The organism is Paraburkholderia sp. Cpub6, from assembly GCF_014201065.1.
Lineage (GTDB): Bacteria > Pseudomonadota > Gammaproteobacteria > Burkholderiales > Burkholderiaceae > Paraburkholderia > Paraburkholderia tuberum.
The window spans coordinates 22,423-43,058 of record NZ_JACHDM010000012.1 but is presented as its reverse complement, the minus strand read 5'-3'; the positions used below and the strand labels follow the sequence as shown (position 1 = coordinate 43,058).

Below are 20,636 nucleotides of genomic sequence, written 5' to 3'. Positions count from 1 at the left end.
GATGTTGAAAAGGCTCTTCCCCCACCCGTGGCTCGCGGTCTTGCTGATCATCTGCTGGGTGCTGCTGATGAACGACGTCTCGCCGGGCAATCTGCTGCTCGGCGCCGCGCTCGGCTACGCGATCTCTTTTCGCGTCGCCGAAGGCTTGTGGCTGCGACCGGTGCGCTTCGGCCGACCGTGGCTGCTCGTGCTCCTCGCCTGGCATGTGTTGGTCGATATCATCGTGGCCAACGTCGAGGTCGCGCTGCTCGTGCTCGGCCCGACGCAGCGGATGCGCCCGGCGTTCATCGAAGTGCCACTCGACAGCACCCACGAGATCGCGCTCACGGTGCTTATCAGCGTGGTCTCGCTGAGCCCAGGCACGCTGTGCGCCGAACTCAGCGACGACCGCACGCGCCTCTCCGTGCACGTGCTCGATCTCGGCGACGAAGCGGCACTCATCGCGCTCATCAAGTCCCGTTATGAAGCCCCTTTGATGGAGATCTTCGCATGCTAGCCATCGTGATTCCGATCTCGCTCGCGATCCTCGGCATCGCGTTCCTGCTCGCGCTGTGGCGCCTCGTGCGCGGGCCGTCGCTGCCCGATCGCATCGTCGCGCTCGACACGCTCAACATCAATGCGATCGCGTTGATCGTCGTGTACGGCATCAGCTTGCGCTCGACGGTGCTCTTCGAGGTTGCGCTTCTGATTGCCGTGATGGGTTTCGTGGGTACCGTCGCGCTCACCAAGTACCTGCAGCGCGGCGACATCATCGAACTCAACTAGCGTGGGGTATGCCGATGGAAACTTTTGTCGAAGCGATCGTTTGTTTGCTGCTGCTGGCCGGCAGTCTGTTCACGCTGGTCGGGGCGGTCGGGCTCGCTCGGCTGCCCGACTTCTTCATGCGGCTGCACGGTCCGACCAAGTCGACCACGCTCGGTGTGGGCGGCATCGTGCTCGCGTCGGTGGTGTATTTCAGCGCGCATAACAACTTCGCGAGCCTGCATGAATTGCTGATTCCGGCGTTTCTGTTTCTCACCGCGCCGATTAGCGCACATATGCTGGCGAAGGCTGGGATTCAGCAGGGAGTGACGCTGTCGGAGGCGACGCGGGGGCGGCCGCCTGTTACGGGCGCTTGCGCGGAACGGGGGAATACGGGGGAGTTGCGGGAGGGGGATGAGGGGTGAGGCTTGTCGAAGCTTCGCGCCTCTCGGGAATTGCACGACAGACAGGAAAATTGACGCGGATGAATGAGGTTGTCGTTGTACTGAAATATCAAACCTACAATGGAATGCCGTACTACATTCTTACTGCATATGTTGGATGATCGTTACCCGAAACTGTATCAGTTGTTTGGCGCATACCTTAATCAGGATTCTGATTTATGGGGAGATACGATTCCGGAAATTGTTTCATGCTACAAGAGGGACTGCCCGCGGGAAAGCCACCTCGAAATGATCCACGAAATAGATTCGTTCATAAGCGAGCACCCGGATGATCTGGATTCAGCGTTTGAAACGGATTACGGGCAAGATTTCGACCCGGCGTTGTGGGGCTACACGACCGCTTCGTTTCTCGAGGAATTGAGGCGTCTTCTGAGCGAGTAAGCGACTCGTCGGAGCGCGAGGTTGGTTCGATCTCACCTGGCGTGGCCACTCCGAGCCCGACCTTGCCGATCTGATGGCTGAACCGGCGTGGATCGAATACCCCACGTCTCAGAGAAACTTCCACCGCCGCCCTTCCCGACACCCGTGTTCAAGGTAGTGTGCCGCCGGATCTGCATTGGCTGCCGCAACGTCCGGATTGAGTTGGAGATAGACGGCGGAATCGAAATCCGGTGGGAGTTTCGGCCTTGCGTAAGGCTCAAATGCATCAGGCATGCTGCGTTCGATGACGGCATGCTCGACCTCGACTCCAGAATAAATGTTGGGCTGAACAAAACCTGTGCTGGCATCCTTGATCTGTCGATAGTGGGTCTGACCGAACGCCGGGTCAGATACCACAGGGGTGTAGTACACGCAGTTTTCGAAGTAATAGTGCGTGACCTGACTCCAACGGGTACGGGTTGGATCGGTCTGCTTCGAGCCGCCATGCAGCAGGTTCGAAGCCCAAATCAGTGCCTGCCCCTTCCTGGCGTGGAACGTTACAGGGGCGATTCCTGCTTTCCTGATCAGTTGCTGCCAGAGGCTCAAGTATCGAGCGTAGTGCGCCGTGGGCTTGTGCTGCGTTGCCGAGCAGACGCCCATGTGCTCATTCACATAGGTCGGAAATTTGTGGCTGCCCGGATAGTATTCGAGCGCGCCATTGGTGCCGTCCACGTCTTCCAATGCGACCCACACACCGCACATGAAGCGCTCTGGAACGCACGAAAAGTGTATGGCGTCGTTGTGGATAGGCTGCTGGGTTCCGACAGGAAAGTTCAGCGTCTGGAACGGGATGGCACGGCGTCCGTAGAGCTGGGAAAGAAGATGAAGAATCTGTGGATTGGAGGCCAGCGATCGCACGTCCTCGTCGGTCTCCCACGCGTCCTGCACCCTCATGCCGTCATTTTTATGCCAGAGCTCGTCGCGCCAGTGGTCAAAATCAAACCTTCCATGGAATTTCGTTTTGATTCGTTCCGCGCGCGCGTCGAACTCGGCATCCGGAAAATCGATAATCGCGAAGCCATTCTCACGGAGTTGTCTGGCCACACGTAAAACGTTTTCAGATGCCTCCTTCTGGGCGAAAAGCTCGTCGAAGAACGGCGATTCAACATCTGGAACGCCTGACAACGGATTCACGAAGGAAGTATTCATGTTGGGTGTATCGGCAATGTTTATGTTGCGAATGACCACCGATGCAGTCTAGCACGTTGGTTTTGCCGCACCACCGTTACCTTGTCATCACCATGTGCAGCGCCGCTCGCGCCAACCTCAATCTGGAGCACAGTCCGCACGACCGGACTATCGCGGGAGGAATTCGGAATGCAGTTTCAAAGCTCGAGAACGAGGTCCGATGTGCGTCGGCTGCAGCAAAGCAAACGGAAGCCCTTTTGAACCTCTCTTTCACGAATCCCACCGTTGTGCTTCATATCCACAGTGCCCTCGAGCACCCTGGTTTTACACGTCCCGCATACACCCTGACTGCAGGACGACGGTATCGGGACGCTGTTCTTCCTGGCAGCAGCCAGCACGGTTTCAGACGGGCTCATGGTGAACGTCCTGGCCGAGCGGGAAAGCCTGACCGTGAACACCTCTCGAACCGCACCGTTCTTTTCCTCCACAGGCTCCGGCGCCACAGCCGGCGCGAAAGTGAAGCTTTCCTGATGGTAACGGTCCGGGTCGTGACCGCCTTCGTGGAGCAATTCTTTTACTGCGGACATGTAGCCGGCAGGGCCGCAGGTGAAGAATTCCCGCTCCTTGAAGTCGGGCAGCCATTCAGAAAGCCGTTGCAGGCTAAGCCGACCTGTCGCGCCAGCCCAGTCGCCTTCGTCACCGATGCCTTCGCATACGAAGAACAGCTTCAGTCGCGGCGACAGCTTCGCCAGCCTCTGCAGTTCCGCGCGAAAAACGATATCGGCAGGCGTCCTCGCGCTTTGCACAAATGCGATATCCCGGTCAAGCCCGAGGTCGATGCTCGCCCGGGTCATCGACATCAGTGGCGTCACTCCCGAACCGGCTGACAGATAGAGCGACTTTGGCGCAGCGGAAACCGTAGACGTGAAGGTTCCCGACGGACCATATGCGCGCAACTGCCCCCCCCCCCGGCTTCATATTGTCGTGAAGCCAGTTCGACATGACGCCGCCAGGCACGCGCTTGACGGTAATGGACACCAGATATGGACGCGTTGGCGGCGAAGAAATCGTGTAGCAGCGTTCGACTGTGTGTCCCTGTACGTTCGCGGACACCGTCATGAACTGCCCCGGCTCAAAGCGCACTGGCAAACCATCCTCCGTGCGGAACTCGAAGCTCTTGACGTCGTGCGTTTCGTCAACGATGCGGCAGCACGTCAGCGTTTGCTGTTCACCACTCGGCCAATGCCGGGCACCACTTTCCCAGGTTCCGGCGTGAGTGAGTCGGTCGACAATCTCCGGTGCCCGGTCAAACATCTTTTCTACGGAATTCATGATGGTGACTCTGCTTCAGATGCCGTGCGCGCTCAGGCGGACCGCATACCAGCGTGAAAACTGGTCGACATAGGCTTCGGTGAACGGCGAGAACACACCCGGCACATATGCGGGGTCTTGCGTACCTTCGTGCGTGATTTCCACCAGGTGCTTGTCCTGTGTGTTGGTCGCTATCCAGACTTCAGTCAAATTCTTGAGGTTGTAATCGGCACCCTCAACCGCATCGGCATGAACCAGCCACTTGGTGCGCACCAGCGTCTTGTCGGGGGCAACGGGAATGATGTACGAGATGACCGCGTGGTCGCTCATGACGTGAGTCCATGAGTTGTGTGTCCACAGGTGCTGGTCGCCGAGGTCGCGTCGCGTGAGATTGCCGAACAGCTTCGTGCTGGCGACCCTGGTGCTGATGGTCTGCGACTCGCCTTCGCCGGCGATGCCAAGTTGCTGCGCCCGGAACTGGGTGACCGCATCTTCGTCAAGCCACTCGACGGCCTCGCCTATGAACCCATCGCGCTCCCAGCTCGTCTGGCACGCCGCGTTACGCGTCTTGTAGTCTTCGAGTGCGCGCAGCGATTCTTCGCTCAGATTCTCTGGACAGAAGCCGAAGTCTTCGGGCAGGAATGAGGCCGTCAGTTCCGGATGAGTGGCCTGGCAGTGGTAGCACTCGCGGTTATTTTCCATCACGAGTTTCCAATTGCCGTTCTCGATGATTTCCTGCTCGAAGGCAATCTTCGTATTTCGCAAATCGTACGGTGCGAATCGAGGCGTCATCGTCTCTTCCAGCTTCGAGATGTCCTCGGGTTGTTCTCCGTTTCTGCCGGACAGCGCGAAACGGACAAGCTCTCTATGGTGCCGGAGTGACAGAAACGAACTGTTTCAGCTCCAGCTTGTATTCAGCCAGCAGGCTCAGAATGGCAGCGCCAAAACGACGTGCGAACTCGTCGTCAAGCTTGAAATCGAATTCTTCCAGCAGTACGGGAATGTCCAGTTTCCCCTCGCACAACGGACGTATTGCCGCTTCGGCGACAGCATTGCACACCAGCATTTTTTCTCGGTGTCGTAGCGAACGACGATCGAACTGGGGTGCAAGGATCGGCTTTTACTTTTCACTCGAAAGACTCAGGGGCGACGGCCCCACCTTTAATCACAAGATGCGCCGCGTCAACGCCTGGGGCGAAAAATCGCCAGTCTTCGGCTCCTTCGATTCCATCCGGGGTAACGACGAGACGAAATCCGCGCGACAGCGAAACGATCATGCCCCCGTCGTCACTGACTGACACGCCATCGACAATACAAGGTCCGCGCTCTACCAGCAGTCCTCGAAGGTGATCCGCAGTCGCGTATGCGCTTTCGTCGGACCCGCTGAGATCTTCTTGAGTTGCCACAACTTGAGCCGTTTCCTCTAGCCTCCAAGCGCATTGGATATGGAGTGCCCATTCGCCGACATGTTTGATAACGCCGCGAAAGTTGGTGACGGGCCGCAGATCGCCAAACCCCAAAGTCAGCATATCGGCAGCACGGTTCACGCTGCTCAATTGCAGGCCCTGAAGCGCCGATAAACGACGCCCGATTTCTTTCTGTGTATCAACCATCAAAATTCTCCTGTTCTGACCTTGTCAATTACCACAGGTTAAACATATCTTTCGCGCGCTCCATGATTTCATGAAACCCGAGCCCTTGACCGGTAATCTCGTCGTGAAGCTGCCGGGATTGACCGGGCGTTAGCCGCAAAATTCGAGCGATGTCATCGGTTTGTTTGTTCTGTGCCTGATTGTTGCGAGGTGTTCCCTGATTGCCAGCGACCTGCACGGCGTCTACATCAGGCATGTCAGGCCGATACTCGAATGGCTGCGCATCACCAAGCAGCGTTGATGCACCCCTATCGCCAGCCCTGGCTGCGCGCGCAGCGTTCGGCCGGGTTTGCCAGGTGGCCGGATCATACTGGACGGACAGAATGGGCTCGCCGTTCGTGTGACTGCCGGTCCTCCCTACGGGATTCATTAACGGCGTGCTGCTGTACGGTGACGGAAACAGGCCATTACGCGGACCTTTAACGGCAAGCAGTTTGCCCCGGCGAACCTCTTCGAGAAGAGCAACGATCACCCACCAGCCATCGGTATCAGGGTTGCGGTCCCGTACATCATGAAAAAACAGCCAGTGACTGCCAATGAGATTCCTAATCAGCTTCCGGTCCTCCTCCCACTTCCTGTGATTCAGTTCGGCAATAGCAAGAAATTCCCGGGTCTCTGCCGTGGCCCTCTGAAGGTCTGCGGCCTTGCCGAGGCACGCTTTATAGTGCCATTCGTCGCAGATGACATAACAGGCACCCGGTGGCCGCTGGCAGAACAGCTCCACGGAGTGCATTTCAAATACGGACAGGGACATAGGTGTGTCGATGGTCTATCTGAAGTCGCTGCCGGAGTTGACAGCAGTCAGATAATTACCGTGCGACAGGCAGTCCGTACATGGGCGACCGCCCAAAATCTCGACGGCTCTCGCTGAAACGGAAAAAAAAAGACGCTCGCGGGAATGGCTTCGCGGTTCAACTTTTCCAAGCATTTGGCGGAGGGCCATATGGGGGAAAAACAGACAGGCACGCTGCGTCGCAGGGGGCACGGATTAGCGGAGCAGATCTTGGTCCGCGTGCGCTACAGTGCTGCACTCGTGTACGTATGGGAAAGACCTATGAGCCTTTTGAGTCATGCCGCCAAGACGGCGGTTGGCGTCGTCGTCGGAGCCCTCGCGGTAATCGCTGCCTACTGCGGGCTAACTGCCACGCAATGGCGACTTGGCTTCATTCAATGGTCAAGACAATGACTGCCGAGAGGACGGTCCACCAGATCAATCAGACGGACGATTCATTACCGTCTCTGATACCCAATATTGGAATGGCGCGTTATGATCTGGCACGACCAAGCCAGCGTCCGCCAGTAGACGAAAGAGCCAGTAACAAGACATCGTAGGCTGCCACCTCGCCCGCTGGCTAGATAACCGGGAAAGCTATGCTTACTAAGCTCGAAGCTCACGGATTCAAAAACCTGCTCAACTTTTCCGTGTCGTTTGGCCCTTTCAATTGCATCGCAGGGCTCAATGGCGTCGGCAAGTCGAACATTTTCGATGCGATAAAATTCCTCTCGCTGCTGAGCGATAAGTCCATTATGGAAGCTGCATTGGCGGTACGCGATTCGGAGTCTTCCGATCCGCTTGACGTCTTCTGGACCAGCAGTGATTTTCGGGCGGAGCGACTTTCACTGGCGGTAGAAATGATCGTGCCACTGGACCTCGTCGACGACTTCGGTCGAAGAGCACGAGCAACATCAACCTTTCTGCGCTACGAGGTGGAACTCGCTCGCGGTCCACAGGACGAGTCTTCCGGATCCTTGGGGCTTTATCTCGCCCGCGAAGCGCTGACATATATCAATAAGGGCGAAGCGGCCAACAAGCTTCATTTTCCTTTGAGTGCCGCGCTGTTTCGCGATCAGGTAGTCGTGAATAAGCGGAAGGGAGCCGGATACATTTCGACACAGGTCGTGGACGACGGCATAACCGAAATTCATTTGCACCAAGACGGGGGCAGTGGCGGTCAACCGCAAAAAATCCCCGCGCATCGAATTCCAAAGACGGTTGTTGCAAATACCAATAGCGCAGTGTGGCCCACTGTTCTCGCAGCGCGCAGGGAAATGCAGTCATGGCGCTTTCTTTCCTTGGAGCCGAGCGCCATGCGGCGTTCAAACAAGATGCACGAAGAAAGCAGTGTCGGTGCAGACGGGGGGAAACTGGCCGCCACGTTGTATAAACTTCAGCGACGAGATCAGAACGTCTGTTCGCGTATTGCCAGTCGATTGTCGGAGATTGTTCCTACTTCGGATGTCAGGGTCGACGTCGATCAGGTCCGACAACTATTAACCATTGAAGTCAAGGAACGCTCGGGCGCCTTCCTTCCAGCACGAGCGCTTTCTGACGGTACATTGCGATTCCTTGCACTGTGCATTATGGCTGAGGACCCAGATTTCAAAGGGTTGCTCTGCTTTGAGGAACCTGAGAATGGCATTCATCCCGCCAAGATGAGTGCGATGCTTGGATTGCTCAAGGAGTTGGCAGTCGATGCGAACCAGCCTGCAGGCGAGGACAACCCCATGCGGCAGATTTTTATTGCCACACACTCACCAGTACTGGTGAAGCTCGAGACGCCGGACGACCTGATCTACGCAGATATCGTCAAAGTTCGTGGGCCAGATGGCAAACCGGCATCAACGATTCGCTGCAAGAGTTTGCAGGATAGCTGGCGAAACGTGCCAAACAACGCCTGCGTCGACCGAGGGTCGATCATTGCTTATCTCACACTTCCGCCGAATGCTCAAATAGAGCTGGACTTAGAAGAATAAACGATGGGGAGGCGGACATGAAAATACGTTTCATACTCACGGGCGAAGGCACATCCGATTTGAATTTGGTGGACCATATCGAAAATGTCTTAATTGAGGAGGGTTTCTCAGAAGTCAGCGGCGAAGCTCCGGATTTGAGCATGTTCCAGCGTCCAGTTGGGCGCACGGTTCGTGAGAAGCTTGATGCTCTATTGAGGCACTATCCAAACGCCGACGTGATATTTGTCCATCGAGACGCGGACAACGCTGGGATCGTCCAGCGGGAACAAGAAATCATCGCGGCCGCAGACGGTCTGGTGGCAGCAGACAGGGTCATTCCAGTCATTCCGGTGACGCAGTTGGAAACGTGGCTCCTCACCGATCGCGAGGCAATCAAGCGCATAGCCGGCAACGCGGATTACAGAGGGAAGTTGGATTGTATTCCCGCGATTCGCCGACTGGAGGATGTTAGAGACGCCAAGGGGCTGTTGCTCGAGGCCCTATGTGAAGCGAGCGAGACTCAGGGCGCTCGCTTGAGGAAATTTAAGAATCGTTTCTTTGAGATGCGAGCGCGCCTAGCGTTTGATCTCAACACTAGCGGACCGGTGCAGGATTTGCCGTCTTATCAACGTTTCCGTGGAAAGATCACAACTTTTGCCCAACGCAAAATGCGCGGCCTCGCCGGAGCAATGTGATTGTTGCCGACCCCACGGGGCGCGGCGCGCACTGCTCGAACATCTTGCCAGTACGAATTTGCCCTCTCAGGGTGCGCACGATACGCTTTCAGCGGGGCGCGGTCAGCGATGCGCTTATGGTGTCCCTGACCCGCGCCCCGCCGAAAGTCGTTTGAAGGTCGTTTGAAGGTCGTTTGATAGTCGATTTGTCAGTCAGAAAAACAAAAACCCTGCAATTCACTGAACTTGCAGGGTTTTGATATTTCATTCTGGCGGAGAGAGGGGGATTCGAACCCCCGATAGGCTATTAACCTATACACGCTTTCCAGGCGTGCGACTTAAACCGCTCATCCATCTCTCCGGCGGGGAGCCGAATTATAGCAAACTTCGCGCCCTGCGCCACACCCTGGCCAAAGCCCCACGCAAACCGCCTACGGATGCCGGATATAGTCGACCAGCGCGATCGTATAAGCGTCCGCCTTTCGATCGAGCAAACTCACCCCGATCGCCACGAGAAAACCCGCCGGCACACCGAACACGCCCGAACTGATCGGCTCGATGCCAAACCAGCGCGCACCTGTGAATCCCGTCATCTGCGTGAAGAACGGATACGTCGACACGATGTAGTAGATGCACACGACGAGCCCCGCGACCATCCCCGCCACCGCCCCGAGCCGCGTCGTGCGTTTCCAGAACACGCCGAGCACGAGCGCCGGGAACAGACTCGACGCCGCCAGCGAAAACGCCGCCCCGACCAGAAACAGAATATTCCCCGTATTCAGCGACGCCACGTACGACGCGAACAATGCGACACCCAGCAGCAGAATCTTCGAGATCGTCACGCGCCGCTGGCTCGACGCGTTCGGATCGACCATGTGGTAGTACACGTCATGCGATAGCGCGTTCGCGATCGTCAGCAGCAGACCATCCGCGGTCGATAGCGCCGCCGCGAGCGCCCCCGCCGCGATCAAGCCCGACATCACATACGGCAGCCCCGCGATCTCGGGCGCCGCGAGCACGACCATATCGGGCTGCATCTGGATCTCGCTCCAGCGCACGATACCGTCGCCGTTCGTATCGGCGAGGCTGATCAGGCTCGGTTCGACCTTGCGCCATTGCGTCAGCCACTGCGGCAGATCGGCGAAATGATGGCCGACCAGATTCGACAGGATCTCGTACTTGATCAGCACCGCCAGCACCGGCACGGTCAGATAGAACAGCGCGACGAAAAAGAGCGTCCAGCCGACCGAGCGCCGCGCCGACGCCACCGAAGTCGTCGTGTTGTAGCGCGTCAGGATATGCGGCAGGCTCGCCGTGCCAAGCGACAGACACAGCAGCAGCGATAGAAAGTTACGCGCGTGCGTGCTCCGGTCTTCATCACCGACAGCAGGAAACGGTTCCTGCATCGGCACCGGCGCGCTCGCCCGCATCAGCATGTCGTCGCGCTTCTGACTCCAGACGATCTGCGCGGCGGCGGCATCGCGCGGAAACTGTTCGAGCGCGCGCTCGCGCTCCTTGATCTCCCGCAACGGACCGTTATGGCGGCGCAGATCGCCGACCTCCTGCGTGAGCCGCTGCTTTTCCTCGATGAACGATTGCGGCAGCGTATCGAGCCGCAGTTGCATCAACGCGGCGCGGCGTCGATAGTCGTCGCGCACGCGCTCCTCGAGCGGCGCGTCGCGCACCTGTTTCTCGAGCCCTTCCATGCGCTCCATCAGGCGCCCATAGCTAAATTGCGGCACCCAGCCGAGGCCGTCCTTGTGCGCGATCATCGATACCGGTATCAGCATCGCGAGGATCAGGATGATGTACTGCGCGACCTGGGTCCACGTGACGGCACGCATGCCGCCCAGAAACGAGCACACCAGAATGCCCGCGAGTCCGCAGAAAATGCCGACCGCGAAATCGACGCCGATAAAGCGCGTCGCGATCAGGCCGACGCCCTGGATCTGCGCGACCAGATAAACGAACGAGCACAGGATCGCGGCGAGCGCCGCGAGGCCGCGCACCGCGTTGCTCGAATAGCGCGTGCCGAGAAAATCGGGAATCGTGTAGCGCGCGAGCTTGCGCACATACGGCGCGAGCAGGAACGCGACGAGGCAATAGCCGCCGGTCCAGCCCATCAGGTACGCGAGGCCGTCGTAGCCGGTCGCGTAGATCGAGCCGGCCAGACCGATGAACGACGCGGCCGACAACCAGTCGGCCGCGGTCGCCATGCCGTTGAACGCCGACGGCACGCGCCGCCCCGCTACGTAGTATTCGACCAGGTCGGACGTGCGCGACAGCACGCCAATCACCGCATACACCGCGATCGGCACGAACAGGAACACATAGCCGATCCACACCCCGGGACCGGTGCTGCGCTCGATGCGCCACATCACGTAGATGAACAGCAGAAAGCCGAGCGTATAGAGCGCGTAGGAGCGGATCAGCCGATGCGAGAGCTTCATCGGCTCAGCGCCCGCGCGCGGCCGGCGCGTCTGTGTCGATCTTGACGTCATCGTTCGCGCCGGTGGTGGAATCCGCGGCGGGACCGCTTGCCGCATCGCGCTGCGAATCCGCTTCGAACGCGTGCTGCAACTGACGATCGGCGCGCTGCATCAGCACGATATAGACGACGATCAGCGCGAGGTAGATCAGGATCGCGCCTTGTGCGCCAAAGTAGAACGGCAGCCTGAAGCCGCCTGCGTGCACCTGCGCGAGCGCGAGCGCCAGCAATGGCACGACGAAGGAGACGAAGAAGCCAAGCGTCATCAGCACCGCGATCAGCGCGAGGTTGAAACGCCAGTACTTGCGATGCGCGAGCGCCATCGCCGCCGAGACCGGTGGCGGTTCGGGCGGGGGGTTCAACGTGGCGTGGGAGGATAGGTGCGGCGCGGCCATGCGCCTATGTATCAAAAAGGCATCGGCGAGGCAATTGGGATTGTCCGCGCGACGCCGCGATGCAAGCCGTCAGCTCGAATAACGGGTCTGCGCGGCATGCCCGCAAGCGTATCGATCGACACGCCGCCGCCGTCCGCGCAGATCCGCTTACAACGCTTTAAATCGACTCGCCGAGCTGATCGAGAATCGCCGGGTTTTCCAGCGTCGACACGTCCTGGGTGATTTCCTCGCCTTTCGCGAGCGAACGCAACAGACGACGCATGATCTTGCCCGAACGCGTCTTCGGCAGGTTCTCGCCGAAGCGGATGTCCTTCGGCTTCGCGATCGGACCGATCTCCTTGCCGACCCAGTTGCGCAGGTCGTTCGCGAGCTTCACGGCCTCTTCGCCTTGCGGACGCGCACGCTTGAGCACCACGAACGCGCACACCGCCTCGCCGGTCGTCGCATCGGGGCGGCCCACCACGGCGGCTTCCGCGACGAGCGGATTGGCCACCAGTGCCGACTCGATTTCCATGGTGCCGAGACGATGGCCCGACACGTTCAGCACGTCGTCGATGCGGCCCATGATCGTGAAGTAGCCGGTCTCCTTGTCGCGCACCGCGCCGTCGCCGGCGAGGTAGAGCCTGCCGCCGAGCTCGTCGGGGAAGTAGCTCTTCTTGTAGCGGTCCGGATCGCCCCACACGTTGCGCAGCATCGCCGGCCACGGACGCTTGACCACCAGAATGCCGCCCTGCCCGTTCGGCACGTCCTGCCCGGTTTCGTCGACGACCGCAGCCATGATGCCCGGCAGCGGCAGCGTGCACGAACCCGGCACGAGCGGCGTCGCGCCCGGCATCGGCGCGATCATATGGCCGCCGGTCTCGGTCTGCCACCACGTATCGACGATCGGACAGCGGCCGCCGCCGACGTTCTCGTAGTACCACACCCACGCTTCCGGATTGATCGGTTCGCCGACCGTGCCGATGATGCGCAACGTCGACAGGTCGTAGCTCTTGGGATGCACTTTAGCGTCGGCCTCGGAGGCCTTGATCAGCGAGCGGATCGCAGTAGGAGCCGTATAGAACAGCGTGACCCTGTGCTTCGCGATCATCTGCCAGAAGCGCCCGGCGTCCGGATAGGTCGGCACGCCCTCGAACACGACCTGGGTGCCGCCAAGCGTGAGCGGCCCGTACGTAATGTAGCTATGGCCGGTGATCCAGCCGATGTCGGCGGTACACCAGAACACGTCGGAGGGGCGCCAGTCGAAGGTCCATTTCAGCGTTTGCGCGGCCCACAGCAGATAGCCGCCGGTGCTGTGCTGCACGCCCTTCGGCTTGCCGGTCGAGCCCGACGTATAGAGGATGAAGAGCGGATGCTCGGCGTCGACCCATTCGGGCGCGCACTGATCCGACTCGGCCTGTGCGAGTTCGTGCATCCACAGGTCGCGCCCTGCGTCCCATGCGACCTTGCCGCCGGTGCGCTGGTACACGATCACGCTCGTGACCTTCTCGCAGCCGCCGAGGGCGAGCGCTTCGTCGGCGATGTTCTTCAGCGGCAAAGCCTTGCCGCCGCGCATCTGTTCGTCGGACGTGATCAAGGCGACCGCGCCGACGTCGACGAGCCGCTCGTTGAGCGACTTCGACGAGAAGCCGCCGAACACGACCGAGTGCGTCGCGCCGATCCGCGCGCACGCCTGCATCGCGACGATGCCCTCGATCGACATCGGCATATAGATGACGACCGGGTCGCCTTTCTTCACGCCGCGTTTTTTCAGCGCATTCGCGAAGCGCGATACGCGTTGCAGCAGATCCTGATAGGTGACGTTGGTGACGCTACCGTCGTCGGCTTCGAACATGATCGCGACGCGCTCGCCGTTGCCGGCCTCGACGTGACGGTCGATGCTGTTATACGACGCGTTCAGTTGGCCGTCTTCGAACCACGTGTAGAACGGCGCCTTCGATTCGTCGAGCACCTTCGTAAACGGCTTGTGCCAACTCAGCGTCTCCTTCGCGAGACGCCCCCAGAAGCCTTCGTAGTCGCGCTCCGCTTCGGCGGCGAGCGCCCGGTACGCGTCCATGCCGGAGATCGTGGCGCCCTTCGCAGTGTCAGCGGAGGGCGGAAAAACGCGGCGTTCCTGAAGAACCGATTCAATCGCAGACATCGACAACCCCTTGGTGAAGATGAAACGTAAAACCTGTACCGGCGCGCATCGGGCGCGCGGGCCTTATCCCGTGCGAGCCGCCACGAGCGGCGCTGTCTCCCACCTCGCGATACCGTCAAACGCGCGTGCGTGCGGCATCGCAACATCCGTGCATGCGGGCGCCCTGCGCGATCCTATCCCGCGTCAAGGCTTAACCATATGCGCTGCAACTTACCGGCCACTTACGCGCATCGTATTGATCTGCAAGCGAAAACCCTTAGATCGCGCCAGCCATCGACGCAGTTACGCGTTGATCAGACGAGATGCGCGCGAAAAAGATCGCCGTTCTACAGAGCCTTCTACGCTCGCTCGCAGCACATTGCATACCGTTGATGCGAACTCGACGCACCGCCAGCGCGCCCGCTTTCGCACCCTTATGCTCTCTCGCACGGCCTTTTACAATGCTAACTGAACTAGCCGTCCGGATTCCAGCTTGAATCGCTACGCCCTGCTTCTCATTACCTCGATGCTGCTCGTCGGCAGCAATGTCGGAATCGGTAAATCGATCGTAGCCTTCGTTCCCGTCCCGCTGTTCGCGCTGCTGCGTTTCGTGATCGCGATGGCCGTGCTATGGCCGCTGTTGCGCGTGACCAAACTGCGCCGCGTCAAACGCGATGAATGGATCAACCTGTTTTTGCAGGCGCTATTCGGCACCTTCGGTTTCACGCTGCTGATGCTCAACGGCGTCGCGCGTACCAGCGCGGTCGCGGCCGGCGTGATCACGAGCACGATTCCGGCGGTCGTCGCGCTGCTGTCGTGGCTGATCCTGAAGGAGCGGTCGGATGGCCGCACGCTCGCGCATTTCGACTATCGCGCGGTGCCGTCGAGCGTCTGGATGCTGGTGCTGTGGTACGGGCTGTCGGCCAGCATCTTCTCGTTCTGGCTGTGGATGAAAGGCATCCGTCACGTGCCAGGCAGTCTTGCCGGCGTGTTCAGCGCGGTGCCGCCAGTCGCCGCGGCGCTCTACGGCATCGAGTTCCTCGGCGAGCGGCCCACTCTCGCGCACGGCATCGCGCTTGCCTGCGTGGTCGCCGGTATCGGCCTCGCGAGCCTGAAAGCGCGCTGCGTACCGCCGATCGCATCGTAATTCTGGTGTGGCGGGCGCGCTGCCCGCCGCAAAGCAGCAGATTCGACCGACGCTGTACAATAGCGCGCCTGACGCGAGTCTCGCGCCCCTTCGATGGCCGCGCCCCGTACCGCCGTCGGCGCCTGGCCCCCTGTTCCGTCACCCGCGCTTCATCTGACCGTTGCCTATGTCCGCTTCGCGACCCGCCTCCGCCCGTCCGCGCCGCCCCATGCACGCGCTGCCCCACCTCATTTTCATGGGCCGCTGGCTGCAGGTGCCGCTGTACCTCGGGCTGATGCTGATCATGGTGATCATCGGCGGGTATGAAACGTTCGTATCGCGCCTCGGCCTCGACGGTCATCCGGACGAACCGGAATGGCTCGATCACGTGAACGCCGGCGTGCTGAAAGTGAAGCTATCGATGGCGCTGATCAGCTTCTCGTCGATCCATGTGCTGAAGACCTTCATCAGCCCCGATCAGAACACCACGCACACGCTCCCCAAACATTTCGAAGGGCCCGCGGCATTGCACGCCGTGGGCGGCATCAAGGTTTCCACTCCCATGAAGGCGCAAGACTGACCGCACCGTGCTGCGATCCGACAACAAGCGCCACTCCCCACTGAGCTAGCCATGACCGTCATCAAACAGGAAGACCTGATTCAGAGCATCGCTGATTCGCTGCAGTACATCAGCTACTACCATCCGCTCGACTACATCGAAGCGCTCGGCCGCGCGTACGAGCTCGAACAGAGCCCCGCAGCGAAGGACGCGATCGCGCAGATCCTGACCAACAGCCGCATGTGCGCCGAAGGCAAGCGCCCGATCTGCCAGGACACCGGCATCGTCACGGTGTTCGTGAAGGTCGGTATGGACGTGCGTTGGGACGGCGCCACGATGAGCGTCACCGACATGATCAACGAAGGCGTGCGCCGCGGTTATCTGAATCCGGACAACGTGCTGCGCGCATCGATCGTGAGCCCGCCCGAAGGCGCGCGCAAGAACACCAGGGACAACACGCCGGCCGTGATCCACTACGAGATCGTGCCGGGTAACACCGTCGACGTGCAGGTCGCGGCCAAGGGTGGCGGCTCGGAGAACAAGTCGAAGTTCGCGATGCTGAACCCGTCGGATTCGATCGTCGACTGGATCCTGAAGACCGTGCCGACGATGGGCGCGGGCTGGTGCCCGCCGGGCATGCTCGGCATAGGCATCGGCGGCACCGCTGAGAAAGCGATGGTGATGGCGAAGGAATCGCTGATGGACCCGATCGACATTCAGGACGTGATCGCGCGCGGCCCGAAGGACTGGATCGAAGAGCTGCGCGTCGAGTTGCACGAGAAGGTCAACGCACTCGGTATCGGCGCGCAGGGCCTCGGCGGTCTGTCCACTGTTCTCGACGTGAAGATCATGGCCGCGCCGACGCACGCCGCATCCAAGCCGATCGCGATCATTCCGAACTGCGCGGCGACGCGCCACGCGCACTTCACGCTCGACGGTTCGGGCGTCGCCAGGCTCGAAGCGCCGTCGCTCGACGCATGGCCGAAGGTGCACTGGGAACCGAACACGGAAACCAGCAAGCGCGTCGACCTCAACACGCTGACGCCGGAAGAAGTGGCGGGCTGGAAGCCGGGCCAGACGCTGCTGCTGTCGGGCAAGATGTTGACGGGCCGCGACGCCGCGCACAAGCGCATCGCCGACATGCTCGCGAAGGGCGAGAAGCTGCCGGTCGATTTCACGAACCGCGTGATCTACTACGTCGGCCCGGTCGATCCGGTGCGCGACGAAGCGGTCGGCCCGGCGGGCCCGACCACTGCGACGCGGATGGACAAGTTCACCGAGACGATGCTCGCGCAAACGGGCCTCATTTCGATGATCGGCAAGGCCGAGCGCGGCCCGGTCGCGATCGAGGCGATCAAGAAGCACAAGGCCGCGTATCTGATGGCCGTCGGCGGTGCGGCGTACCTCGTGTCGAAGGCGATCCGCAGCGCGAAGGTGCTCGCGTTCGAAGACCTCGGCATGGAAGCGATCTACGAGTTCGACGTGCAGGACATGCCGGTCACGGTCGCCGTCGATTCGAACGGCACCTCCGTGCACCAGACCGGCCCGAAGGAATGGCAAGCCAGGATCGGCAAGATTCCGGTCGCCACCGCTTGATGAGTCGCAATTAACGCTACTCAGGTCAGTCGAAAAGCCGGGGCCGCGATCCCGGCTTTTTCTTTCCGTGCGTCATGCACGCGCAAGGCGCCGCACGCACGAGGCCGCCAACGCCGCCAACGCCGCCAACGCCGCCAACAGTTGTATCGGATCTCTTGGCTTTTTTGGACATGACGTTTATTGTTGTTGGAAATTCAAGGTCCCCGAAAAAGGAAATAACATGCAAGGCGACAAGAAGGTCATCGAATATCTGAACGCGCAGTTGAAGAACGAACTGACCGCGATCAATCAATACTTCCTGCATGCCCGAATGTACGGCCACTGGGGCCTCGACAAGCTCGGCAAGCACGAGTACGACGAGTCGATCGGCGAAATGAAGCATGCCGACATGCTGATCGAACGGATCTTCATGCTCGACGGTCTGCCGAATCTGCAGGACCTGCACAAGCTGCTGATCGGTGAGGAAACCAAAGAGATCCTCGAATGCGATCTGAAGCTCGAACAGATTTCGCAAGGCACCTGCAAGGAGGCGATTGCCTACTGCGAATCGGTGCGCGATTTCATCTCGCGCGAAATCTTCACGAAGATTCTCGACGACACCGAAGAGCACATCGACTGGCTCGAAACCCAGCTCGATCTGATCGACAAGGTCGGTATCCAGAACTACCAGCAAAGCGCGATGGGCTCGGTCGAGTCCTGATCGAAGCACGCTGAAGCATCCCGCGCGGTAGCGGCACGACGCCTGCCCAGCAGGCATTCGCGCCGGACCGTACCGCACGGGCGATATACTTGCGCGCTCGTTCGCGCCTCACCGTGGTTTCACCCTTTTCGCCGACCGCCACTTCACGCTCGTTTTTTTCGCCTATGCCCGCCCCTTCGCCGTCCCCGACTGTCCGCAGTGTTGCCGCTGGCGCCGCGTCGCAGGCGCCGATCGGCATTTTCGATTCGGGGCTCGGCGGCCTGTCCGTGCTGCGCGCGGTGCGCGCGCAACTGCCTGACGAGGCGTTGCTGTATGTCGCCGATTCGCTGTACGCGCCCTACGGCGAGCGCGACGACGACTTCATCACCGACCGCACGCTGGCCATCGGCCAATGGCTCGCCGCACAAGGCGCGAAGGCGCTCGTGGTCGCATGCAATACGGCGACCGCGCAGTCGATCGCGTTGGTGCGCGAAAAGCTGCCGATTCCGCTCGTCGGCGTCGAGCCGGGTGTCAAGCCCGCCGCGCTGCAATCGAAAAGCCGCGTCGCCGGCGTGCTGGCGACCCAGGCGACACTGCGCAGCGCCCGCTTCCAGGGGCTGCTCGAACGCTACGCCGCCGATTGCCGCTTTCTGTGCCAGCCCGGCCACGGGCTCGTGCAGGCGGTCGAGCGCTGCGACGTCGGCTCGGCCGAGCTGCACGCACTGCTGCGCAGCTACCTGGAACCGATGCTTGACGCGGGCGCCGACACGCTGGTGCTCGGCTGCACCCATTACCCCTTTCTCGACGCGGCGATCCGCGACATCGTCGGCGAGCGGCTCGCGCTGATCGACACGAGCGTGGCGATCGCGCGTCAGCTCGAACGCGTGCTCGAGCAGCACGGCCTGCGCGCCGCCGCGTCGGCCGGGGGCACGCCGCTGCCGCGCTTCTATTCCACCGACGACGGCATCCATCAGCAGCAACTCGCCGCCACGCTGCTGCGGATCGAGGCCGCGGTCGTGCAGGTATCGATACCGTCGGGCCGCACGGCCGCATCGGATTCTCGCGCCGCCTAGCGCCGGCAACCGGCGCGCGCCCCGCCCTTCCTGCCGACGAAATCCATTCTAAGAGTCTGGTTTTGTTACAAAAAATCGCATGGGACGCTTGCCAAACGAACCAAACAAAATGATAATAATTCGCATTAACGTTAGCTATGACGCCTGCCATGATCGTCTGTGTCTGCAAATCCGTATCCGACCGCACAATCCGCTCCTCGATTGCGGACGGCATCGACTCGTTCGACGAGTTGCAGTTTGAACTCGGCGTCGCCTCGTGCTGCGGCAAATGCGAGGAATCCGTGCGTGACGTGATGCTGCAAAGCGGTGTCTGCGCGAGCCGTTGCGGCGTGGTCGAGCATCGGCAGGTGCAGAGCGTCGCCGAGGTCGTGCAAGTCGCGTTCTACGAGCGCAAGGCAGCCTGAGCTCGGCTAGCAGGGCCCGGTGCAGGCCGTGTCGGTGCGTCTAAAAGCCCCTCTGCTTCACGCACGCTTTATGTAGCGCTCCGATGCGACGTTGAATGTGCCGCACGTCTGCAACACAACCGCAGTACTGTCCGCCGTACTGCGTTATCCCACTGCCGTCAGCAAGCCAGTACTCGTACCAGCCAGCTACCCCGCTCCCCCTTCGAAAGGAGTTCGAGATGGAATTGCTGATTGGTTTCGTGACTACTTTGTTCATTTCGCTGCTGATTTTCCGAACATGACGATGTCCTGTCTGATGCGCCGCCCGCGCGGTGCGCTGCCACACTGACCATGCAGGCTCCGCATCCCGTTTCCGCCGGCGCCCCGCTGGCGTCGTCCACCCGACCGAATTCCCGCGCGCTGACGGCCACTGCCATAGTCGCCGCGGTTCACGTCGCTCTGCTCGCCGTGATCATGACGCTGCGTCACGAGCCTGTGCCGGTCGCGCTCGAATCGCACGTGATGACCGCCGAACTGCTGCCGCCCGCGCCGCTCGCCGCGCCGGTCGCGCTGCGATCGATCGCTCCGCCGCCGCCCCGGCCAACGCCGCCCGTCCATACGAGGCCGAAAGCCCAGCCGAAGCCGACTCCGACGCCCAAGCCGACGCCAACTCCGTTGCCACAGGCCGCTGCGCCATCGCCGACGCCGGTCGCGGCGCCCGATCCGACGCCGGCCGCGCCCGCCGCGCCGGCGACACCGCCCACCGCGGCAGCGCCCGCGATCGGCAAGCCGACGATGGAAATCAGCGCGCCGAAAAACGTGTCGCACCTCGATTGCAATATCACCCAGCCCGAATACCCGGCTCTATCGCGGCGCCGCGGCGAATCCGGCACCGCGTACGTGCACTTCGTCGTCGGTCTGACCGGCAAGCTCGAGAACATCGAGTTGAAGAAAAGCAGCGGCTTTAGCCGTCTCGACGACGCGGCCGTGGCCGCCGTACGCGCGAGCGCCTGCAAACCGTATCTCGAGAACGGCGAGCCCGTCAGGGCCGCGTACACCCAGCCTTTCAACTTCAATCTGACCGACTGAAGCAAG

Annotated in this window: 21 protein-coding genes, 1 tRNA gene and 2 pseudogenes; 14 read left to right on the top strand and 10 right to left on the bottom strand. The window is 60.8% G+C overall.

Going from position 1 to position 20,636, the window contains the following annotated elements; all coding sequences use genetic code 11:
* Position 1 precedes the first annotated feature (1 nt).
* Genes HDG33_RS20565 through HDG33_RS20550 form a run of 5 tightly spaced genes read left to right on the top strand, consistent with a single transcriptional unit; the run spans position 2 to position 1,586 of the window.
* Positions 2-496: a Na+/H+ antiporter subunit E gene (locus tag HDG33_RS20565; RefSeq protein ID WP_184032634.1), complete on the top strand. Its 495-nt coding sequence runs from the start codon at positions 2-4 to the stop codon at positions 494-496.
* The gene (locus tag HDG33_RS20560; RefSeq protein ID WP_018418609.1) at positions 490-765 is read left to right on the top strand and encodes a K+/H+ antiporter subunit F; all 276 of its coding nucleotides are present in this window, start codon (positions 490-492) and stop codon (positions 763-765) included. The genes HDG33_RS20565 and HDG33_RS20560 overlap by 7 nt, the downstream gene beginning before the upstream one ends.
* Positions 766-773: 8 nt before the next feature.
* Positions 774-1,166, top strand: a complete 393-nt coding sequence (locus HDG33_RS20555; RefSeq protein ID WP_090803870.1) for a Na+/H+ antiporter subunit G — start codon at positions 774-776, stop codon at positions 1,164-1,166.
* 59 nt (positions 1,167-1,225) lie between these two features.
* Positions 1,226-1,306, top strand: a complete 81-nt coding sequence (locus HDG33_RS38340; RefSeq protein WP_409259047.1) for a hypothetical protein — start codon at positions 1,226-1,228, stop codon at positions 1,304-1,306.
* Complete coding sequence (locus HDG33_RS20550; RefSeq protein ID WP_184032965.1) at positions 1,296-1,586, top strand: contact-dependent growth inhibition system immunity protein; 291 nt, start codon at positions 1,296-1,298, stop codon at positions 1,584-1,586. Before HDG33_RS38340 ends, HDG33_RS20550 begins: the two co-directional genes overlap by 11 nt.
* Before the next feature lie 108 nt (positions 1,587-1,694).
* Here HDG33_RS20550 and HDG33_RS20545 read toward each other — a convergent pair whose 3' ends face one another.
* From HDG33_RS20545 to HDG33_RS20520, 6 genes and pseudogenes are all read right to left on the bottom strand, one after another.
* Positions 1,695-2,774, bottom strand: coding sequence for a phytanoyl-CoA dioxygenase family protein (locus HDG33_RS20545; RefSeq protein WP_184032632.1), 1,080 nt, complete (start codon positions 2,772-2,774; stop codon positions 1,695-1,697).
* A gap of 176 nt (positions 2,775-2,950) precedes the next feature.
* Positions 2,951-4,085, bottom strand: a pseudogene (locus HDG33_RS20540) (2Fe-2S iron-sulfur cluster-binding protein).
* 15 nt (positions 4,086-4,100) lie between these two features.
* Positions 4,101-4,892: pseudogene (locus tag HDG33_RS20535) on the bottom strand (RHO alpha subunit C-terminal catalytic domain-containing protein); the annotation flags it as partial.
* Positions 4,893-4,929: 37 nt separating this feature from the next.
* On the bottom strand, positions 4,930-5,130 hold the full coding sequence (locus HDG33_RS20530) for a hypothetical protein (RefSeq protein ID WP_184032630.1): 201 nt from the start codon (positions 5,128-5,130) through the stop codon (positions 4,930-4,932).
* Positions 5,131-5,191: 61 nt separating this feature from the next.
* Positions 5,192-5,677 carry a hypothetical protein gene (locus tag HDG33_RS20525; RefSeq protein WP_260330531.1) on the bottom strand — a complete coding sequence of 162 codons (486 nt, stop codon included), beginning with the start codon at positions 5,675-5,677 and terminating at the stop codon, positions 5,192-5,194.
* A 28-nt stretch (positions 5,678-5,705) separates the two neighbouring features.
* Positions 5,706-6,470 carry a hypothetical protein gene (locus HDG33_RS20520; protein WP_260330530.1) on the bottom strand — a complete coding sequence of 255 codons (765 nt, stop codon included), beginning with the start codon at positions 6,468-6,470 and terminating at the stop codon, positions 5,706-5,708.
* A gap of 617 nt (positions 6,471-7,087) precedes the next feature.
* Here HDG33_RS20520 and HDG33_RS20515 point away from each other — a divergent pair.
* Positions 7,088-8,470, top strand: a complete 1,383-nt coding sequence (locus HDG33_RS20515; RefSeq protein WP_184032628.1) for an AAA family ATPase — start codon at positions 7,088-7,090, stop codon at positions 8,468-8,470.
* Between the two features lie 17 nt (positions 8,471-8,487).
* A complete protein-coding gene (locus tag HDG33_RS20510) occupies positions 8,488-9,144 on the top strand; it encodes a hypothetical protein (RefSeq protein WP_184032626.1) in 657 nt (218 codons plus the stop codon).
* 249 nt (positions 9,145-9,393) lie between these two features.
* On the opposite strand, the gene HDG33_RS20505 is transcribed toward HDG33_RS20510, so the two are convergent.
* The 4 genes from HDG33_RS20505 to acs form a co-directional block, all read right to left on the bottom strand.
* Positions 9,394-9,484 (bottom strand) — tRNA-Ser (locus tag HDG33_RS20505).
* Between the two features lie 70 nt (positions 9,485-9,554).
* Positions 9,555-11,573 (bottom strand): sodium:solute symporter family protein, encoded by a 2,019-nt coding sequence (locus tag HDG33_RS20500; RefSeq protein WP_184032624.1) that lies wholly within the window; start codon positions 11,571-11,573, stop codon positions 9,555-9,557.
* Positions 11,574-11,577: 4 nt separating this feature from the next.
* Complete coding sequence (locus HDG33_RS20495; protein ID WP_184032622.1) at positions 11,578-12,006, bottom strand: DUF4212 domain-containing protein; 429 nt, start codon at positions 12,004-12,006, stop codon at positions 11,578-11,580.
* A 157-nt stretch (positions 12,007-12,163) separates the two neighbouring features.
* A complete protein-coding gene (gene acs, locus HDG33_RS20490) occupies positions 12,164-14,146 on the bottom strand; it encodes an acetate--CoA ligase (RefSeq protein ID WP_184032620.1) in 1,983 nt (660 codons plus the stop codon).
* Between the two features lie 472 nt (positions 14,147-14,618).
* Here acs and HDG33_RS20485 point away from each other — a divergent pair, with 472 nt between their 5' ends.
* The 7 genes from HDG33_RS20485 (at position 14,619) to HDG33_RS20455 (ending at position 20,630) form a co-directional block, all read left to right on the top strand.
* Positions 14,619-15,272, top strand: a complete 654-nt coding sequence (locus tag HDG33_RS20485; RefSeq protein WP_184032618.1) for a DMT family transporter — start codon at positions 14,619-14,621, stop codon at positions 15,270-15,272.
* Positions 15,273-15,438: 166 nt separating this feature from the next.
* Positions 15,439-15,831, top strand: coding sequence for a YqhA family protein (locus tag HDG33_RS20480; protein WP_221311484.1), 393 nt, complete (start codon positions 15,439-15,441; stop codon positions 15,829-15,831).
* A 51-nt stretch (positions 15,832-15,882) separates the two neighbouring features.
* The gene (locus HDG33_RS20475; protein WP_184032610.1) at positions 15,883-17,406 is read left to right on the top strand and encodes a fumarate hydratase; all 1,524 of its coding nucleotides are present in this window, start codon (positions 15,883-15,885) and stop codon (positions 17,404-17,406) included.
* 220 nt (positions 17,407-17,626) lie between these two features.
* A complete protein-coding gene (gene bfr, locus HDG33_RS20470; protein WP_018418627.1) occupies positions 17,627-18,106 on the top strand; it encodes a bacterioferritin in 480 nt (159 codons plus the stop codon).
* Positions 18,107-18,270: 164 nt separating this feature from the next.
* Positions 18,271-19,158 carry a glutamate racemase gene (gene murI, locus HDG33_RS20465; protein ID WP_184032608.1) on the top strand — a complete coding sequence of 296 codons (888 nt, stop codon included), beginning with the start codon at positions 18,271-18,273 and terminating at the stop codon, positions 19,156-19,158.
* A gap of 149 nt (positions 19,159-19,307) precedes the next feature.
* Positions 19,308-19,562 carry a bacterioferritin-associated ferredoxin gene (locus HDG33_RS20460; protein WP_090803857.1) on the top strand — a complete coding sequence of 85 codons (255 nt, stop codon included), beginning with the start codon at positions 19,308-19,310 and terminating at the stop codon, positions 19,560-19,562.
* Between the two features lie 330 nt (positions 19,563-19,892).
* Entirely contained in the window at positions 19,893-20,630 is a 738-nt protein-coding gene (locus tag HDG33_RS20455; RefSeq protein ID WP_184032606.1) for an energy transducer TonB, read from the top strand.
* The last annotated feature ends 6 nt before the right edge of the window (positions 20,631-20,636 follow it).

Bases quoted from the DNA above. Each gene is read 5' to 3' on its own strand.
- HDG33_RS20565 (WP_184032634.1), top strand. From the start codon at position 2: ATGTTGAAAAGGCTCTTCCCCCACCCGTGGCTCGCGGTCTTGCTGATC.
- HDG33_RS20560 (WP_018418609.1), top strand. From the start codon at position 490: ATGCTAGCCATCGTGATTCCGATCTCGCTCGCGATCCTCGGCATCGCG.
- HDG33_RS20555 (WP_090803870.1), top strand. From the start codon at position 774: ATGCCGATGGAAACTTTTGTCGAAGCGATCGTTTGTTTGCTGCTGCTG.
- HDG33_RS38340 (WP_409259047.1), top strand. From the start codon at position 1,226: ATGAATGAGGTTGTCGTTGTACTGAAATATCAAACCTACAATGGAATG.
- HDG33_RS20550 (WP_184032965.1), top strand. From the start codon at position 1,296: ATGTTGGATGATCGTTACCCGAAACTGTATCAGTTGTTTGGCGCATAC.
- HDG33_RS20545 (WP_184032632.1), bottom strand. From the start codon at position 2,774: ATGAATACTTCCTTCGTGAATCCGTTGTCAGGCGTTCCAGATGTTGAA.
- HDG33_RS20530 (WP_184032630.1), bottom strand. From the start codon at position 5,130: ATGCTGGTGTGCAATGCTGTCGCCGAAGCGGCAATACGTCCGTTGTGC.
- HDG33_RS20525 (WP_260330531.1), bottom strand. From the start codon at position 5,677: ATGGTTGATACACAGAAAGAAATCGGGCGTCGTTTATCGGCGCTTCAG.
- HDG33_RS20520 (WP_260330530.1), bottom strand. From the start codon at position 6,470: ATGTCCCTGTCCGTATTTGAAATGCACTCCGTGGAGCTGTTCTGCCAG.
- HDG33_RS20515 (WP_184032628.1), top strand. From the start codon at position 7,088: ATGCTTACTAAGCTCGAAGCTCACGGATTCAAAAACCTGCTCAACTTT.
- HDG33_RS20510 (WP_184032626.1), top strand. From the start codon at position 8,488: ATGAAAATACGTTTCATACTCACGGGCGAAGGCACATCCGATTTGAAT.
- HDG33_RS20500 (WP_184032624.1), bottom strand. From the start codon at position 11,573: ATGAAGCTCTCGCATCGGCTGATCCGCTCCTACGCGCTCTATACGCTC.
- HDG33_RS20495 (WP_184032622.1), bottom strand. From the start codon at position 12,006: ATGGCCGCGCCGCACCTATCCTCCCACGCCACGTTGAACCCCCCGCCC.
- acs (WP_184032620.1), bottom strand. From the start codon at position 14,146: ATGTCTGCGATTGAATCGGTTCTTCAGGAACGCCGCGTTTTTCCGCCC.
- HDG33_RS20480 (WP_221311484.1), top strand. From the start codon at position 15,439: ATGTCCGCTTCGCGACCCGCCTCCGCCCGTCCGCGCCGCCCCATGCAC.
- HDG33_RS20475 (WP_184032610.1), top strand. From the start codon at position 15,883: ATGACCGTCATCAAACAGGAAGACCTGATTCAGAGCATCGCTGATTCG.
- bfr (WP_018418627.1), top strand. From the start codon at position 17,627: ATGCAAGGCGACAAGAAGGTCATCGAATATCTGAACGCGCAGTTGAAG.
- murI (WP_184032608.1), top strand. From the start codon at position 18,271: ATGCCCGCCCCTTCGCCGTCCCCGACTGTCCGCAGTGTTGCCGCTGGC.
- HDG33_RS20460 (WP_090803857.1), top strand. From the start codon at position 19,308: ATGATCGTCTGTGTCTGCAAATCCGTATCCGACCGCACAATCCGCTCC.
- HDG33_RS20455 (WP_184032606.1), top strand. From the start codon at position 19,893: ATGCAGGCTCCGCATCCCGTTTCCGCCGGCGCCCCGCTGGCGTCGTCC.